The sequence below is a fragment of the Paraburkholderia sp. UCT70 genome (assembly GCF_050434085.1).
Lineage (GTDB): Bacteria > Pseudomonadota > Gammaproteobacteria > Burkholderiales > Burkholderiaceae > Paraburkholderia > Paraburkholderia tuberum.
This window is the reverse complement of the sequence record NZ_JBNPVZ010000004.1, coordinates 678475-695207: the sequence shown is the minus strand read 5'-3', so window position 1 is coordinate 695207 and position 16733 is coordinate 678475. Positions and strand designations below refer to the sequence as shown.

Sequence of the window (16733 nt, the reverse complement as noted above, 5' to 3'; positions counted from 1 at the left end):
GGCAACGTTCAGGGGCCAATATGAATTCTGTTGGGCCGTCTTGCCGGTACCTGTCAGCGGTACCACGTGGCGAACGTAGCCACTCGACAATTCATTTTGACGCGGCACATCGCCGCTCCGTACGGAGGATTCATCATGCGTCACATCTCTCATCTTGCAGTCGCCATTGTGCTCTTTGGAACAACCGCCGGCGCTGCATTCGCGACTCCCTCAACCAGCTATACGACGACGGTCCATTTGCGCGACAGCAAGCAGGTGGTGTGTGCCGTGAACGAGCCGGCCGCCCTCGCGCAGCAAGCTACCGGCCAGACGCTGACCCGGCGGGAGCGCAACGAAGCTCAAATCGATGCGACCGCGCGCCTGAGCAGTGCACAACACAGCAAAAACGATTATCCGTCGCCGGCCACCGCACCGAGGGTGCACTGCTCCTGAAAACGACCGTGGCGGACGGCACGGGCGGGCGGGCGGTCCGCGCTCGTCAAGACAGTCACAACCTGCCTGGGAGGCGTCCCTCAAAAATATTGAACTACCCTCTCCCGCGCTGCTGCACGCCGTTTGTCAATTGCCGGTCCTTCTATCCGCTTGACCGAGAAAGAACCTGTTGATGCGATCAATGGCAAACAGTCGCAGCGCCCTCTTTATTCAATTTCGATCGGAGTCATATCATGAAAACTAGGCTTATCGCCGCAGTTCTCTTCGCACTTTCCCCATCGATTGCTGCCCCGGCCTTTGCCAGCGGTTATGGTCCGGCTCCGTTCTACCGTCCCGGCGTCGGCGCTCCCGCGTCTCAGCGCGGACCAAGCGCGCTGACCGTAGCAGCCAGGCGCAACAACGCTGCAACTGCAAACATTGGCGGCTATGGCGGCGTGGATGCAGCATTGTCCCAATCGGGCGGCCGGCAGGCTGCGGCAGGCCAGCGCGCTCTCTTTCGCGCTCACTAAGCGCAGCCGGGCGCAAGCTCAGTCCCTCGCCGACCCATGAGGATCTGTCTTTGTTGGCCGAGATCCTGAAAGCGGATCCCTCTCGGATAGTTATGCCGAAAAAACCATGACAGCGCCGTATAGTGGCGCTGTAACTCGCATACCCTGTTCTCCAGTTTAACGAAATATTAACGGTCAAAAACCTCAGTCATGCTGCAAACGAAGCCGGGCGCAATTCATGCCGCTGGCTATTAAATTCGAGACTACGCGGATGCGCGGACGGAATTCGGTTACGACCGTCGCAAAGGATCAGAGCGGCGCCGAGCAGATTGGCTGTGCTCAAGCGATCGCCACCCAGAGGTACCCAAACTGCCCGCCGAATACGGGCTCGAGGACGAGAATCAGCGCGATCCTGCTGGGTGGCGACTCGACCTGCGCCCTGCTCTGAACGAAGTAGCCGATCGCGGTACCGCCGATACCTGTGATTACGATAGTCGAAAGGGCCTGCGCCGTGTGCGGCATCGAGAACTGCGTTTGGATTAGTACAGGAGGGAGCACCCATCGGCGACGGTCGAATGCGGACGGGCTTTCAGATCGTGATCCCGTCGCCATGGCTGCTATGGACGCCGCGCCCGGACCGTCGCAATGCCGACTGCGGCTCCCGTCACAAGTACCGGGCAAGATGGTCCGGACGGTCTTCCTGCCGGCATGAACTGGCAGATTGAAATGCGTCACGCGATCACTGCCGCCCCCGAACCCGCTCGAGTCGTACAATGTCCGGCAGATCCGGAATGCTCCTGCGGAAAAGGTCCCGACCGGGGACGGCGAGGAAGAACCATCATGCGCGTGCTGGTCGTTGAAGACGATCGGAAGATCGGCTCGTTTGTCGTGACGGCGCTGCAGCAGGCCGGCTTCGCGGTCGACCATGCGGAAGACGGCGCGAGCGGACTGGATCTGGCGCTCGCGACCGCCTATGATGCAGCCGTCATCGATATCATGCTGCCCCGACTGGACGGACTCTCGCTCATCGAGACACTGCGCCGTGAGAAAGTCACCACACCGGTTATCATCCTCAGTGCCAGGCGCACCGTCGATGATCGGGTCAAGGGTCTCCAGACGGGGGGCGACGACTACCTGACCAAGCCTTTTGCACTGACTGAACTGCTGGCGCGCGTCGGCGCGCTGATCCGCCGGGCCACCGGCGCGACTGAACCGACCCGGCTGGTCGTCGGTGAACTCACGCTTGATCTGCTCGCACGTGAAGTATCGCGGGGGGACCACAGGCTCGATCTGCAGCCGCGTGAACTGTCCCTGCTCGAGTACCTGATGCGCAATGCGAACCGCCCGGTGTCGAAGACGATGATCCTGGAGCACGTGTGGGATTACAGCTTCGAGCCACAGACCAACGTGGTCGACGTGCTGGTCTGCCGCCTGCGCAACAAGGTTGATCGTGATTTTCCGGTGAAGATGATTCATACCATCCGGGGAGTGGGGTATGTTCTTAAAGGCCCTTGATCCCCTCCGCAAGACGATCAGCTTTCGACTCGCGCTGTGGTATTCGGCGTGCTTCATTCTCAGCACCACCTTGCTTTTCGCGCTCGCCTATTTCCTGCTCGCCTCCACGCTGCAACAGCATGATCGCGACGACGTCGAGCAGCGGCTTCGCCAACTGGCCGCCCAATATCAGGCAAGCGACCTCGCCGGCCTGAAAAAGGAACTGGCGCTGGAGACCCGGCTACGGAAGTCAAAGCCGTTCTTTATCCGCATTGCCGGACCACGCAATACGACGGTCTTCCTTCAGATCCCGGATCAGTGGGCGGCGTTCGACGTGAGCCGGCTCGAGCGCACACCGCTCGCCGGTCCCGGCGATCTGATCCGTGTGCCGGCACAAGATGATGAGGCGGTTCTCGAGATTGCCAGCACCCGTCTGCCCGACGGCGGCGTTCTGCAGGTCGGCAAAAGCACCGAGCAGCGTGACAGCGTCCTCGAGAGCTTTGGGCGGATCGTCGCCGGTGTCATGGTCCCGATGGTTGTTGTCGGCGTGTTCGGCGGGGTGTTTCTCGCGCGACGATCCCTGCGGCCGGTTCGCCAACTCATTCAGGCCGTCCATGCGATTGAGGCAGGGGCCATGGAGGCGCGGGTGCCGGTCCGCGAGAGCGGTGACGAACTGGACGAACTCGGCAAGCTGTTCAACAGGATGCTGAACAAGATTGCGACGTTGATCCTGGGCATGCGCAACGCGCTTGACAACGTCGCCCATGATTTGCGCACGCCGGTGGCCCGCATCCGTGGCATCGCGGAAATCGCGCTGCGCTCGGAGCGCGACCCGGATAGCTGCCGGGAGGCGCTGGCGGACTGCATGGAAGAATCGGATCAACTGCTTCAGATGCTGAACACGTTGATGGACATTTCCGAGGCAGAAACGGGCACGCTCAAATTGCACCTGGAACCGGTAGACATCCCGGCTCTCCTGGCCGATGCCGTCGACCTCTACCAGCTTGTGGCTGAAGAAAAAGCCATTGCCGTCTCGATCGTCGCACCGCCGCACATGTGGTTGACAGCGGACCGCAGCCGCCTTCGCCAGGTCATGGGAAATCTGCTGGACAACGCCATCAAATACACACCGGCGGGCGGCCGGGTCGAGGTGCAGGCCGACGCTTCGCAGAACACGCTGGTGATCCGCGTCGCGGACACCGGCATCGGCATGACGCCCGACGAGCTATCGAAAAGCTGGGACCGGCTGTTTCGAGGCGATCGCAGCCGCTCGCAGCGTGGCCTGGGACTGGGCCTTAGCCTCGTGAAGGCCGTCGTCGAAGCGCACCAGGGCCACGTCACAGCGTCCAGCAACCTGGGCGCCGGGTCCGTCTTCACCGTCACGCTTCCCGTCGCCTTTCCCGGCGGGAGCCCGTTCCCCCCGAACGACCAGTCAACGCTTACCAGGATGTAACGTTCGGGAAAAGTCCCGGCAAGATTCAGCAACCAGTATGGTTGCTGTGGGGCCCGTATGCGAACTCCGGTCCCAGCGCAGGACCTCTGAAGGAGACGCGGATGAACATCGGCGAAAAGTCCTTGCACTGGCTGGTCGACAAATGGCTTGCGCCAGGCCCGGCGATGCCTGCTCACGTCACCCGGTTCAGTCGCACGCGTTCCACCCGGAAACGCTATGTACAAGTCGAGACATCGCGATCGGCCGGCACACTGACCATCGTATTCTTTCGACATGACGATGGCTCGTGGTGCGTGTTTCCGCCGGAAACCGACCGACCGGCGATGGGCATTGGTCACCGCGCACGGTGACACGGGCCAACCGAGGGTACAGGCAACATCGCCACCCGGTGCGGGGTCGACTGTCCGGGTCATCGGGCAACGGAACGGCCGCTACCCTTGCGCGCCGTGCAAGCGCGAATCGCTTCTCTGTGAACGCGTCCTGGCACGATGTGGAACACAGCAGTGTCAAATCAGCTGCATCAGAGCAAGCGCGGTGCGGCGGCAAGCCTGCGCGCGCGGACCGATCGCGGTGCGAGCGTCGTCGGGGAGGAACGCCCATTCGGTCGCCCTGTTCAGGCGCAGCATGCTGACGCGCCGTGGCACATTGACCGTCACGAAGTTGAATCGGGGGACCGGTCCGCTGAATCCGTCTTCACGCACGCTCTTCCCTCGTCTTCACCGGTCAGCGCCCATTTCCTTCCCGTCACCCGTCAATCCTTACCGCGATGTAATGTTCGGGAAAGATCCGGGCAAGATTGAGCGACCACTATAGGCTCTGTGGGGCAGGCATGCCGATGTCCGTTCGCGGTCGCAGCGCTGACACGGACATCGGCATCGAGTCGGCCTTGCAACGCAAACGGTTCGCTCAGGGAGTATGGACAATGAACGGGAAGCAACGGCTAGGTATGGTGCTGGGCGCGCTTACCGTGGGCTTCGGACTGCCTGGCGGCGCATCCGCGGCCGGCGACGGCCATACCCAGGCCCCGGCCTATCAGTCCAGCATCAAGGTGCCGGACCAGCAGAAAGGGGAACGGGGTGAAGCGGCCCGGCTTGCCGCGCTGGCAAGGATCGACGCGACCCGGGCGACCTCAGCCGCTTTGGCCCAAGTACCCGGAACCGTGCTCAAGGTCGCCCTCGACAACGAAAACGGCAACCTGGTGTACAGCGTGGAGATCAAGACCGCCAGCAACGACATCAAGGACGTGAAGATCGATGCGGGCAACGGGGCGGTTGTGCACGTGGGGACTGCCAGCGACGAAGAGAAAACCGAGAAATAGCCGGCCACGGACATATCAATATTTAGCAATGCAGAGCGGTCGACGTGAAGCCGCCAGGAGAGCGGCGACACGAATCTCAACTGATCTGGCTTCGTGAAAGGAATCGAAATGAGCAGACTACTGTTAATCATCGTTGCCGCGGCATTGTCCACGGTGACTTTCACTGCGGCGGCCGCTGACACGACTGCTTCGGGCGTCGGGGCGACCGCTTCCCAGCCGCAAGCCACACCTGCCAGCAAATATCAACGCGAGAGTAGCAAACGGGAAATGAAAGAAGAAAAACGTGAGAACAGGAAGCAGGAGATGAATGACGCGAAAGAGACCAGGCAGCAGGAAATAAAAGAACAATGAGAAAGTCGCTGGCACGAAGGACGTGTGAGAAGTAACAGGCGCAGCGCGGTTACAGGACAGGAGGCACTATGCAAGGCAGAACTCGGATCAAGGGATACTTCCGGTCACTGCACATGGCCATCTTTGCCGTCGCTGCCCTGATCGGCAGCGCGACGCAAATCGCGGGCACGCCAGCGATGGCAACAGAACGGCCGGTCACGCCGGAAAAGAATCCACCCGGCGACATTCCAGACACCCAGGTCTTCATTACCTATGCCTCGCCACTGGGTTTTTCGCTCAAGGTACCTGAAGGCTGGGCGCGAACGGATCATCCCGATGGGGCAGGCTTCTCGGACAAATACAACGCCATCGACGTCACCGTCACATCCGCTGCCCGTGCTCCCACCGCTACCTCCATCGGCAGTCATGAGGCGGTGGATCTCATAAAAGGCGGTCGTGCAGTCAGGATAGCGGCGATCAGGCAGGTCATGCTGCGATCCGGCCCGGCGCTTCTGATCGTCTACACATCGAATTCCGGACCCAACCCGGTCACCAACAGACAGTTGCGCCTGGAGAGACATCGCTATCTGATCTACCGGGGCGGCAAGCTCGCTACCCTTGATCTCTCTGCCCCGCTTGGAGCCGACAATGCCGACCAATGGAAACTCATCTCAGATTCGTTCCAATGGCGTTGAAGCGCAGCCGCTGGAAGCATTTGAACTCTACCGTTTCTTCCATAGCGGCGATGGCGAGACGGCCGCGTTGCGCGGTGTGTCACTGCGACTCCGGGCGGGAGAATTCGTCGCGCTGATGGGGCCTTCCGGAAGCGGCAAGTCCACGCTTCTGGCTTGCCTGGCCGGGCTGGATGAACCGGATGGGGGACATGTCGAGGTGATGGGGCTGCGCCTGTCGCGACGCCCCGAAGCGGTTCGTGCCGCGTTGCGCGCGCGGCACATCGGTATCCTGATGCAATCGGGCAACCTGTTCGAGCACCTCACGGTGGAAGCCCATATGCGGTTTCAGATGTCACTGTCCAGGCAGTCCAGCCAACGGACGATCGATCATCTGCTCGAGGTGATGGGACTGGGCGGGCAACGCCGCGCACGCCCCTCGCAACTGTCGGGCGGCGAAGCGGCGCGCGCCGGGCTGGCGGTTGCCCTGTCGTCGAATCCTCGCGTGCTGCTGGCAGACGAACCTACAGCGGAGGTGGACGCGGCCACCGAAACGGACATCCTGAACCATTTGGTGGAACGATGCCGCGCCGGGGTCGCAGTCCTGATCGCGACGCACAGCATGGCACTGGCGTCATATGCCGACCGTCTGCTCGGCATTCAGGATGGGCGCCTAACCCATGTCTGACACCCTGATCGAGGCCAAGTCAGTGGGCCGGCGCTATCAGCAAGGCAGGGTGTCTGTCGCCGCACTCGCGTCTGCGACATTCCGCCTGCATGCGGGCGATCGTGTCGCCCTTGTCGGGAGATCCGGGAGCGGCAAGTCCACGTTGTTGCACCTCATGGCAGGACTCGACGCGCCGACAAGCGGCGCGATCTGTTGGCCCGCGTTAGGCGCCGCGGACGCGCTCCTGCCCACGAGAATTTCGCTGGTGTTTCAGGTGCCGAGCCTGCTGGAGCCGTTGACGGTCAGTGAGAACGTCGCACTGCCGCTGCTGATGGCGAAAGCGACCTGCGATATCGGCAAGGCGGTGGCGGATGCGCTCGCCACCTTTGGTCTTGAGCGCCTGATGGCCAGGCTTCCCGAAGAGCTGTCGGGTGGCCAGATGCAGCGTGTCGCGATGGCACGGGCGATCGTCGGAAACCCGCGCGTGATCCTCGCCGACGAGCCGACTGGCCAACTCGATCAGCCGACCGGCCGCGCCTTGCTTGACGCACTGGTGGCCCATCTCGCCGGCACCGGGACGGCACTCGTCATCGCCACCCATGATCGGGCGGTCGCGGAACGCATGGATAACGTCTGGTATCTCGAGCGCGGCACGCTCATCGACGCTCCCAACACTGCGGGGGCCATATGACCTGGCTGTGGTTTTTGGGGCTGGTCCAGGAACGCAAGGCGCGCCTCGCAGGCGCAGCGGCGGGCATCGCGATCACCGTCGCGTTGCTGACCTCGCTCGGTGCATTTCTGGCCCAAAGCACCGCTTCCATGACGCGCCGCGCCATCGCGGGCGTACCCGTTGACTGGCAGGTGCAACTGGTCTCCGCGACCACCGCCCAGTCGGTCATGGCAGCCATAGGACGGGCCGCAACAGTTTCCCGGCTGCAGACGGTCGGCTATGCCGATGTCGCGGGTTTCGAGGCACATACCGGCGCAAGCGTGCAGACGACCGGCAAAGGCAAGGTGCTTGGCCTCGATGCTGCCTATGTGCGCGACTATCCAGCGCAGTTCCGGACCCTGCTCGGCCGCCTGGATGGCGTGCTCATCGCACAACAGACGGCGGCCAATTTGCATGTGACGGTCGGCGACGCAGTGACGATCCACCGTATCGGCCTGGCGCCCGTCGATGTCAGGGTGGCTGGCGTTGTCGATCTGCCGCATGCTGACTCGCTGTTCCAGGCGGTCGGGGTTCCGGCCGGGGCGGCACCGCAAGCGCCACCCGACAATGTGCTGTTGATGCCCATCGATGAGTGGCACCGCCTATTTGACCCGCAGGCGGCGATCAGGCCGGATTCGATTCGCGTACAGCTGCATGTCCGGTTGGCGCATGACCGGCTTCCAGCCGATCCGCAGGCAGCTTTTGCGGCGGTACGGGGCGCGGCGAGGAATCTCGAGGCGCGCATCGCGGGCGATGGCATCGTGGCGGACAATCTGGCGGCCAGGCTCGATGCGGTACGCAGTGACGCGCTGTACGCCAAGGTCGTGTTTCTCTTTCTTGGCGCACCCGGAGCCCTCCTCGCCGCCCTCCTGACGATGGCGGTGGTGGCATCCGGCGCCGGCCGGCGCCGGCGCGATCAGGCGCTGCTGCGAATTCGTGGTGCCTCGCGCGCGCAGATCATGAAACTGGCGGCGGTCGAAGCCGCGTGCGTGGGTATGGGCGGCACGATTGCCGGACTGGTCCTTGCCGTGATCGTGTCCCGCATGCTGCTCGGCGCGGGTATTTTCGTTGTTTCCGCCTTCGGCTGGATCGCCGCCACCGCCCTGGCTGGTGTTCTGCTCGCCCCTGCCACCATGCTTGCCACAGCCTGGATCGATGCCAGGCAGACCACGGTCGCGACCGCCCGGATGACGATCGGCTACGATCACGCCGCGCTCTGGCAACGCATTGGCCTCGATTTCATTTTCATTGCCCTGTCGGCTGTCATCTTCTGGAGAACATGGAGTACGGGCTATCAGGTCGTGCTGGCGCCCGAGGGAACGCCGTCATCATCGATCGATTACCCGGCCTTTCTCGCGCCGGTTCTGCTATGGCTGGGCCTTGGCCTGCTGACGATCAGGGTGTGCCTGACGGGACTCAGGCGCGGTCGGGCACGCCTGGCCAGGTGGCTGGATCCCATCGCGGGCTCCCTGGCGGGCATTGTTGCCGCGGCCCTCAGCCGACAGCGCAAACGCGTGACACAGGGTATCGCCCTGGTCGCGCTGGCCTTTGCTTTCGCAACATCGACCGCCATCTTCAATACAACCTACAACGCGCAGACGCGCGTCGACGCCGAACTCACGAACGGCGCAGACGTGACGGTCACCGGCACGTCGCAGGCACCGGCGTCAACGAAACTCAGGGAACTCGCGGCACTCCCGGGCGTGAGCGCGGCGCAGCCGATGCAGCACCGGCTCGCCTACGTCGGCACGGACCTGCAGGACCTGTATGGCATCGACGCCAGGCACATCGGGGAGGCAACGAGGATGTCGAATGCGTATTTCATGGGCGGCAATGCGAAACAGACGCTGGACCAGCTCGCGCGAACACCCGACGGCATTCTCGTTTCGGAAGAAACCGTCAGGGATTTTCAGTTGCAGGCGGGCGATGAGCTCAATCTGCGTCTGCAAAATGCACACGATCATCAGTATCATGTTGTCCGGTTCCACTTCATTGGCGTCGTCCGTGAATTCCCGACCGCGCCACGTGACTCCTTTCTGGTCGCGAATGCCCGTTACGTGGGACAGCAGACCGGTGCGGATGCAGCGGAAATCGTTCTGTTGAAGACGTCCACCTCCCCCGCGCAAATTGCTTCCGCGGCGCGGGGCATTGTCGCTCCGCTGGCAGCAGTGCAGGTCAGCGATGTGGGGCAGGCCCAGCATCTGATCGGATCCAGTCTGACCGCCGTCGACCTTGGCGGCCTGACGCGACTGGAGCTTGGCTTCGCCGTCGTTATGGTGGCTGGCGCGGCGGGGCTCGTTCTCGCGCTCGGTATTGCCGACCGGCGGCGCACCTTTGCCATTCTCTCCGCCCTCGGTGCGAAACCCCGGCAGCTCGGCGCGTTTCTGTGGAGCGAGGCCTTACTGCTCCTTGTCACCGGGACCAGCATCGGCTTACTGACCGGTTTTGCGCTCGCATGGATGCTGGTCAAGCTCCTGACGGGGGTTTTCGATCCACCGCCCGAATCTGTCAGCATGCCCTGGCTTTATTTGACTACCGTGGTCGGCGTGGCGTTGCTCTCAGTTGTCTTCGCAGTGATTGGGGCGCAGCGGGAAACGCGCATTCCGGCAGTCCAGCGCATGCGCGAGATTTGACAGGAACGCGCTTGCCACCGAAGGTCAACCGGAATCCGGTAAATTTTCGCATGGAACGGCACTTCGTTCTTGAAACCGCCCCCAGGCTTGTCATTTCAGAGTGTTCGAAATTCCGCGCTAACATATGTTCGATTGCCCAATTGGAGTGAGCACGCACTCGTCGACGCCTGAGGACGCCGCCGCGTCCGCGGGTCTAGTGGATCCTGAGTTGCCGCAACACGCAACTAATCCATGAAGGCGGACAGCTTTAGTCAAACGGTCTGCAGAATGAGAAAACGATTACCTCCGCTTAACTGGTTGCGCGCATTCGAATCCTCTGCCCGGCATCTCAGTTTCACCCATGCGGCGACAGAGTTGAACCTGACCCAGGCGGCGGTAAGCCAACAGGTGAAGGGCCTCGAGTCGCAGTTGGGGGCAGTCCTCTTTAAGCGCTTGCCAAGAGGACTCGATCTCACTGAGGCCGGGCTAGCCTATTTGCCGGTTGTCCACGAGGCTGTAGAGCGACTGGCGGCCGCAACTGAAGAGATCTTCGGGCAAGGTCACGGCAGAGTCCTTACCGTTCGGGTCAGCCTGGTGTTTTTTACCCATTGGCTGGCAATGCGCTTGCCCGACTTTCGTGAACGCCACCCCGAGGTCAATCTGCGTATCACCAGCAACATATGGGGGGGCGATTCGAGCGTGACCGACGTCGAAGCCGATATGGAAATCCGCTATGGACATGGAGAATGGACGGGACTCAAGGCCGAGCGGCTGACCTGGGATACGTTGCTGCCGGTCTGCGCCCCATTCTTGCCCTCCGAACAGGCGCCACTGGCTACTCCGAAGGATCTCCGTCACCACGAACTACTCCACGTCCTGGGCTACGAGGAGGGCTGGGGATACTGGTTGAAGAAAGCAGGCGCGGGACAGGTCGACTCTTCGAAGGGAATGCAGTTCGATACCTTGATCTCTGCTTTGAGAATGGCCGAGCTTGGTCAAGGGGTGGCCTTGGCGCGCTCGTCGCTGGTCCAGTCGATGCTGGACACCGGGCAACTGATAGCGCCTTTCAAATCCCGGCTTACGACCAGTGAAGCTTTCTACCTGGTCTATTCTCCGCACAGCATCGTCAACCCTGATGCCGCGGCGTTCGTGGCCTGGTTGAGTGCGAAGGCCCAGGAGGGGCGTGCGCGGAACTGATCAGGCAGGTTGACATCGCACGTCCATTTCGCCGGGCTGCCAGTGATCGACTGGCCATTTTCCTGCGCGTTCACTCCAGCGGCCTGAGCCATAAATAAAACAACCCCATCCTCGTTTTTTTTATTGCTTTACCGGCTCCCCGTTGTATCCGACAGTGATCCCGAGTTCGTCGCCAAGGCCTCTCGCCTCACATTCGAAATGCGGTTGATTGGTGCTGGCGGCGACCCACCACAATAATGACCTGCGTTTCGGAAGATCTGCAGGTCCTGGAGATGAGTCGGTGAGCCATGGGAAAGCATAATCAACTGCCTTTTAGCGGCGTGAAAGTCATCGACTTTGGCCAGTACATCGCCGGCCCGGCCGTGGCGATGATCCTGGCGGATCTCGGCGCCACCGTCATTCACATCGATCCCCCGGCCGGGCCGCTTTGGGACAGCCCGGCCAATGCCGTACTGAACCGCAACAAGTATTGCTTGCAGCTTGACCTGAAGTCCGCGCAGGGGCTCGAGGCGGCCATGGCATTCATCGCGCGTGCCGATATCGTGATCGAGAACTTCCGGCCGGATGTCATGACCCGGTTGGGCCTGGACTTTGCCGAGCTGCGTCGTCAAAGGCCCGAGCTCATTACGCTGTCCATCCCTGGCTTCGCCAGCAACGACCAGTTGCGTCGTCACTGGCGCGCCCTCGAGCCGATTATTGCGTCGGCCTCCGGGGTATTCACCGATATGGGTCAGAACCGCGTACTGATGGGGATAAACCCGAGCTTTTCGCCGCTGCCGCTAGCATCGTCCTACGGCACCATGCTGGCTGTCTCCGCGGTGGCACTCGCTCTGCAAGCGCGGGAGCGCACGGGAGTGGGTGATCAAATCGAGGTACCTCTGGCCGCGGCGGTGATGGAGGGGCTGTCTTACAACTCGATCAAGATCGACGGTTATCCAGAACGCTACAAGACCTTGCGCGAAAAGGAAATTGAGCGGCGGCGGTCGGAAAATATTCCGATGAACCTCAGCTACGAAGAACTGCAAGAATATCTCGACCCCTTTTACCGCACATACGAGTGCGCGGACGGTCGCAAGTTCTATGCGGTATGCCCGTCACACCGCTCGCACGCCCGGCGTTGCCTTCAGGCGATGGGGTTGTACGAGGAAACGCTATCTGCCGGGCTGCCGACAGTGAGCGACCCATACCTTCCTATCTCTCAGTGGGAGGGGGACGCCTCACTCGGTGTCTACCCGTTGCCTGACCATTGGGCCCGGCGCATTTCGGCACGCATGAAGGAGGTGTTCCTGACCAGGACAGCAGCCGAGTGGGAAAAAATCTTCGGCGAAGGCCGTTTTCCCGGGGCAACCCACCGCTCGACTCAGGAGTGGATGCACGACGAGCACGCCAACGCCGCTGGTCTGGTGGTCGATGTCGACGACCACCAGTACGGCAACATGAAACAGCCTGGCGCGATCGCCTGGCTGGAAGACAGTGCCGAACTGATGCTCTCGCCCGACGCACGCCGCACGGTGAGTCTCAAAGAAGCCCTGGCCATCCTGGATGAGTGCGCGCCCACGGCACTGCCGCCCCCATCCGAACAGCATGTTGGCGGCTGGCTTGACGGTGTGCGTGTCCTCGATTTGACCAACGTCATCGCGGGTCCGCATTCGACCTCCTACCTCGGCCGGTTCGGCGCCGATGTCATCAAGCTCGACCCCGTAACACCCAACTATGATCCCTGGAACACAGTGGTCTTTGGCATGTCTTCGGGCCGCGGCAAACAAAGCGTCCTGGTCGACCTGAACCACCCTGACGGACGCGAGGTGTTTAATCAATTGGTTCGTTCGGTTGACGTGATCGTGATGAATGCACCGGACCGTCAACTGGCACCGTTGGGTCTTGACGAAGCCAGTCTCCAGGCCGTCAACCCTGGCGTGATCTTCTGTCAACTGGATTGCTTTGGGGGACCGCGTCGCGGCCCGCGGACCGATTATCTCGGTTACGACGACTTGATCCAGGCCAGCACCGGCATCATGCTGCGCTTCGGCGGCGGCATGGCAACGCCAGAGGAACACGCTCACGTCGGAACCATTGACGTGAATTGCGGGTTCGCTGCAGCGCTCGGCATTGCCGCCGCGTTATATCGCAAAGCCAGAACCGGCCAGATCAGCCGTGCCCGGACCTCCCTGGCATCGCTCGGCAACCTGGTGCAGATTCCCTTCTGCTACGACTACCCACGGCGGGCCCCGTTCGATGAGCCTTCCGGCCGTAGCGCCCAGGGCTTTGGCAACCTGTCACGCTTCTTTCGGGCCGCGGATGACTGGTTGTATGTGGACGCCAGCGCAAAGGAACTGGACAAGCTGAACGCCGTAGAGGGGCTGACGGGCATCCGCGACGCGGCGGATTCCGCAGCGTTTCTCAGCTCCGCGCTCGCCACGGCCTCCGCCGAAACCTGGCAGACGCGGTTGCAAGCGGCCAATGTGGCGGCAGCCATTCCGGACAATATCGACAACTTGCGCCAACGCTACAGCCGCCCTGCAGACAATCGTCCGGGCATCGATAACGGCAGCTATTCATTCAGTGTGTATGCCGAGCATCCGAGTGGACGATGCGTCACCCAACTCGATCCTTTTGCGATTCGCCCTCACGTTGCTCCGATCCGCGCACTGGCGCCAGCAGAAAAGTTTGGTGCCTCGACCCGAGAGGTTCTGCGCAAGATGGGCTACAGCGATACCCAGATTACGACGTTGATTGCGCGAGGGGCGGTGGGCGAAAGCTGGTGCGAAGAGTACTTGCCCAGCTGAACACGTCACCGTTGCGGGCAAGCCGGAACAATCGCGACCGCTCCGCTGATGTGTGGACGCGGCCGATAGCAGCAAGCACCCTAGAAGAAAAAAGGCTGTAGCGAAGGGGTGTTCGAATATTTATAAGATTGGAGACGAAGATGCACGGACGACACCGCAAGTTCCCGGGTACCGAAAACACCCGGCGAGGCGCAGAAATCGTTATCGAGAACCTCAATCGAGCGACGCAGCAAATGGCGCGAAGACGCCCATGGCGAGGCACGGGGAAGGAGGTACCCTGTGCGCCTCCCTTTCGCCGCAGCCGATCTGCAGACACAGCGCTACCGCCTGCGCTGCCAGGTGCCTTCCGCACCGAAAGACATTGAGGGTAACGATCATGCAAGGCCAGGGCAACACATTTGTGAGCTTCCGCAATGTTCGGAAGACATACGACGGAGAAACACTCGTCGTCAAAGACCTGAATCTCGACATCCAGAAGGGGGAGTTTCTCACTTTGCTCGGTCCGTCCGGCTCGGGAAAGACCACCTGTCTCATGATGCTCGCCGGGTTTGAATACCCAACCGATGGAGAAATCTGGCTGGACGGTCAGTTGCTCAATCGTATTCCGCCGCATAAACGCGACATCGGAATGGTATTTCAGAACTATGCACTCTTCCCACACCTGACCGTCGGACAGAACCTCGAGTATCCCCTCAAGGTTCGCAAGATGCCGCCAGACGAGCGGGCCGCGCGCGTCAAGCGGGCGCTCGAGATGGTCCACATGGAAAAGCTGGGTAAGCGAATGCCAGGTCAGCTCTCAGGCGGTCAGCAACAGCGAGTGGCGCTTGCGCGTGCGTTGGTGTTCAACCCAAAGCTTGTGCTGATGGACGAACCGCTTGGCGCGCTGGACAAACAGCTGCGCGAGCACATGCAGATAGAACTCAAGGCATTGCACGAATCCCTTGGCCTGACCTTTGTGTACGTCACACACGATCAAGGTGAGGCGCTCACGATGTCAGATCGAGTAGCGGTCTTTGATCAGGGGGTGATTCAACAGCTCGACCAGGTCGACTCGCTCTACGAATCGCCGACGAATCTGTTTGTAGCCAACTTCATTGGTGACAGTAACCGGGTGGAAGGCACCGTCGTAAGCCGGGACGGTAACTATTGCGAATTGCGTATTGCAGACGGTACGACCGTACGTGCGCTGAATGTTGCCGGGCTCAATGTCGGTAGCCACGCCACAGGCGTGATCCGTCCCGAGCGGCTCTCGATTGGACGGCAATCCGAACAGCAGCGCAATGTCATCAACAGCGAAACGCTTGGGATGATCTACTTCGGCGATCACGTCCGGCTACGCTGCCGCTGCCCCGGAGAAACAGAGTGTTTCGTGAAGGTTCCGCTCGGGCAGGACGGGGCGGCCCATGTCCAACCGGGAAATCGAATCGCGTTGTCGTTTCATGAAGATCATCTGAGAGTTTTCAATTGACCACGCGTAGCGAAATCACCTTGTGCCAAGGAGAACGAAATGAGGCTATTTAGAAATACGGTCAGCGTGGCTGCCATGATGTGTTGTTCCGCTTTCGCTTTGGCCGACGGCCTTACGACGGTCAATTACGGTGGCGCCGTGGGGAACGCCGAGAAGGCTGCCTGGGTTGAACCGTTCTCGAAAGCGAGCGGTATTCCGACGAATGCGATTGAGTACACGGGCGAAATGGCCAAAGTCAAAGCGATGGTCGACGCCAAAGATGTCACGTGGGATGTCGTTGAAGTCGAGTCGGCAGACATCGGACGCGGCTGTCAGGACGGACTCTTCGAGAAGCTCGACTGGTCGAAGATCGCGAAAAAGGGTGATCTGGTGCCTGGATCGGTGACTCCCTGCGCTGCCGGCACATTCGTGTGGTCGACCGTGCTGGCATACAACCCGACGCTGACGAAGGGCACGCCACAGGGCTGGAAGGATTTTTGGGACGTCAAGAAATTTCCTGGCAAGCGTGGCATGAAGAAGGAGGCGCGTTATAACCTCGAATTCGCACTGATGGCAGATGGCGTTCCGGCGAAAGACGTGTACACCGTGCTGGGCACGGAGGCTGGCGTCAATCGGGCGTTCAAGAAGATGGACGAACTCAAGCCACACATTCAGTGGTGGGAGGCTGGCGCACAGCCGCCGCAGTTCCTGGTCGCCGGTGACGTTTCGATGTCCACCGCGTATAACGGCCGCATCGATGCCGCACTGCGGGCAGGGAACAAGAACCTGGGTATCTCGTGGGACCAAAGCATCTATGAGCTGGACTTTTTCGTGATTCCGAAGGGCTCGAAAAATAAGGATGCAGCCGAGAAGTACCTTGCCTACGTGCTCGAACCTCAGGCTCAAGCTGCGTTCGCGCGGCACATTCCATACGGGCCAACCAACAAGAACGCTTTAAAGTTGCTCGATGCAGCCACTCTTGAAAACCTGCCAAACTCGCCGAAGAACGGCAAAGCCGCTATCCCCAACGACGTAGAGTTCTGGACCGACCACGGCGACGGGCTGGAACAGCGTTTCACCGCGTGGGCAGCGAAATAACGCGAATCGTGTACCCATCGCTCGAACGCAT

15 protein-coding genes are annotated in these 16733 nt (G+C 61.2%); all 15 read left to right on the top strand.

The window, feature by feature from the left end:
- Positions 1 to 135 precede the first annotated feature (135 nt).
- Positions 136 to 432 (top strand): hypothetical protein, encoded by a 297-nt coding sequence (locus tag OKW41_RS28720; protein WP_429574720.1) that lies wholly within the window; start codon positions 136 to 138, stop codon positions 430 to 432.
- Between the two features lie 233 nt (positions 433 to 665).
- A complete protein-coding gene (locus OKW41_RS28715) occupies positions 666 to 941 on the top strand; it encodes a hypothetical protein (protein WP_429449262.1) in 276 nt (91 codons plus the stop codon).
- Positions 942 to 1760: 819 nt separating this feature from the next.
- Positions 1761 to 2435 carry a response regulator gene (locus OKW41_RS28710; RefSeq protein ID WP_429449260.1) on the top strand — a complete coding sequence of 225 codons (675 nt, stop codon included), beginning with the start codon at positions 1761 to 1763 and terminating at the stop codon, positions 2433 to 2435.
- Positions 2416 to 3867 (top strand): sensor histidine kinase, encoded by a 1452-nt coding sequence (locus OKW41_RS28705; protein WP_429449258.1) that lies wholly within the window; start codon positions 2416 to 2418, stop codon positions 3865 to 3867. The genes OKW41_RS28710 and OKW41_RS28705 overlap by 20 nt, the downstream gene beginning before the upstream one ends.
- 101 nt (positions 3868 to 3968) lie before the next feature.
- A complete protein-coding gene (locus OKW41_RS28700; protein WP_429574719.1) occupies positions 3969 to 4217 on the top strand; it encodes a hypothetical protein in 249 nt (82 codons plus the stop codon).
- Between the two features lie 572 nt (positions 4218 to 4789).
- The gene (locus OKW41_RS28695) at positions 4790 to 5185 is read left to right on the top strand and encodes a PepSY domain-containing protein (protein WP_429449254.1); all 396 of its coding nucleotides are present in this window, start codon (positions 4790 to 4792) and stop codon (positions 5183 to 5185) included.
- Positions 5186 to 5293: 108 nt separating this feature from the next.
- Positions 5294 to 5536: a hypothetical protein gene (locus tag OKW41_RS28690; protein ID WP_429574718.1), complete on the top strand. Its 243-nt coding sequence runs from the start codon at positions 5294 to 5296 to the stop codon at positions 5534 to 5536.
- A 68-nt stretch (positions 5537 to 5604) separates the two neighbouring features.
- Entirely contained in the window at positions 5605 to 6210 is a 606-nt protein-coding gene (locus tag OKW41_RS28685) for a hypothetical protein (protein ID WP_429574717.1), read from the top strand.
- The gene (locus OKW41_RS28680) at positions 6164 to 6874 is read left to right on the top strand and encodes an ABC transporter ATP-binding protein (protein ID WP_429574716.1); all 711 of its coding nucleotides are present in this window, start codon (positions 6164 to 6166) and stop codon (positions 6872 to 6874) included. The genes OKW41_RS28685 and OKW41_RS28680 overlap by 47 nt, the downstream gene beginning before the upstream one ends.
- Positions 6867 to 7544, top strand: a complete 678-nt coding sequence (locus tag OKW41_RS28675) for an ABC transporter ATP-binding protein (protein ID WP_429574715.1) — start codon at positions 6867 to 6869, stop codon at positions 7542 to 7544. The genes OKW41_RS28680 and OKW41_RS28675 overlap by 8 nt, the downstream gene beginning before the upstream one ends.
- Positions 7541 to 10195, top strand: a complete 2655-nt coding sequence (locus OKW41_RS28670; RefSeq protein ID WP_429574714.1) for an FtsX-like permease family protein — start codon at positions 7541 to 7543, stop codon at positions 10193 to 10195. The genes OKW41_RS28675 and OKW41_RS28670 overlap by 4 nt, the downstream gene beginning before the upstream one ends.
- Positions 10196 to 10426: 231 nt before the next feature.
- Positions 10427 to 11371, top strand: a complete 945-nt coding sequence (gene gcvA, locus OKW41_RS28665; RefSeq protein ID WP_429574713.1) for a transcriptional regulator GcvA — start codon at positions 10427 to 10429, stop codon at positions 11369 to 11371.
- Positions 11372 to 11658: 287 nt separating this feature from the next.
- Positions 11659 to 14157 (top strand): CoA transferase, encoded by a 2499-nt coding sequence (locus OKW41_RS28660; protein WP_429574712.1) that lies wholly within the window; start codon positions 11659 to 11661, stop codon positions 14155 to 14157.
- 376 nt (positions 14158 to 14533) lie between these two features.
- A complete protein-coding gene (locus tag OKW41_RS28655) occupies positions 14534 to 15625 on the top strand; it encodes an ABC transporter ATP-binding protein (protein WP_429574711.1) in 1092 nt (363 codons plus the stop codon).
- Between the two features lie 39 nt (positions 15626 to 15664).
- Positions 15665 to 16702: a polyamine ABC transporter substrate-binding protein gene (locus tag OKW41_RS28650; protein WP_429574710.1), complete on the top strand. Its 1038-nt coding sequence runs from the start codon at positions 15665 to 15667 to the stop codon at positions 16700 to 16702.
- Positions 16703 to 16733: the final 31 nt, after the last annotated feature.

Excerpts from the sequence above, each read along its gene's own strand:
- OKW41_RS28685 (WP_429574717.1), top strand. The coding sequence starts at position 5,605 with ATGCAAGGCAGAACTCGGATCAAGGGATACTTCCGGTCACTGCACATG.
- OKW41_RS28710 (WP_429449260.1), top strand. The coding sequence starts at position 1,761 with ATGCGCGTGCTGGTCGTTGAAGACGATCGGAAGATCGGCTCGTTTGTC.
- OKW41_RS28715 (WP_429449262.1), top strand. The coding sequence starts at position 666 with ATGAAAACTAGGCTTATCGCCGCAGTTCTCTTCGCACTTTCCCCATCG.
- OKW41_RS28700 (WP_429574719.1), top strand. The coding sequence starts at position 3,969 with ATGAACATCGGCGAAAAGTCCTTGCACTGGCTGGTCGACAAATGGCTT.
- OKW41_RS28670 (WP_429574714.1), top strand. The coding sequence starts at position 7,541 with ATGACCTGGCTGTGGTTTTTGGGGCTGGTCCAGGAACGCAAGGCGCGC.
- OKW41_RS28705 (WP_429449258.1), top strand. The coding sequence starts at position 2,416 with ATGTTCTTAAAGGCCCTTGATCCCCTCCGCAAGACGATCAGCTTTCGA.
- OKW41_RS28655 (WP_429574711.1), top strand. The coding sequence starts at position 14,534 with ATGCAAGGCCAGGGCAACACATTTGTGAGCTTCCGCAATGTTCGGAAG.
- OKW41_RS28690 (WP_429574718.1), top strand. The coding sequence starts at position 5,294 with ATGAGCAGACTACTGTTAATCATCGTTGCCGCGGCATTGTCCACGGTG.
- OKW41_RS28695 (WP_429449254.1), top strand. The coding sequence starts at position 4,790 with ATGAACGGGAAGCAACGGCTAGGTATGGTGCTGGGCGCGCTTACCGTG.
- OKW41_RS28675 (WP_429574715.1), top strand. The coding sequence starts at position 6,867 with ATGTCTGACACCCTGATCGAGGCCAAGTCAGTGGGCCGGCGCTATCAG.
- gcvA (WP_429574713.1), top strand. The coding sequence starts at position 10,427 with ATGAAGGCGGACAGCTTTAGTCAAACGGTCTGCAGAATGAGAAAACGA.
- OKW41_RS28720 (WP_429574720.1), top strand. The coding sequence starts at position 136 with ATGCGTCACATCTCTCATCTTGCAGTCGCCATTGTGCTCTTTGGAACA.
- OKW41_RS28660 (WP_429574712.1), top strand. The coding sequence starts at position 11,659 with ATGGGAAAGCATAATCAACTGCCTTTTAGCGGCGTGAAAGTCATCGAC.
- OKW41_RS28680 (WP_429574716.1), top strand. The coding sequence starts at position 6,164 with ATGCCGACCAATGGAAACTCATCTCAGATTCGTTCCAATGGCGTTGAA.
- OKW41_RS28650 (WP_429574710.1), top strand. The coding sequence starts at position 15,665 with ATGAGGCTATTTAGAAATACGGTCAGCGTGGCTGCCATGATGTGTTGT.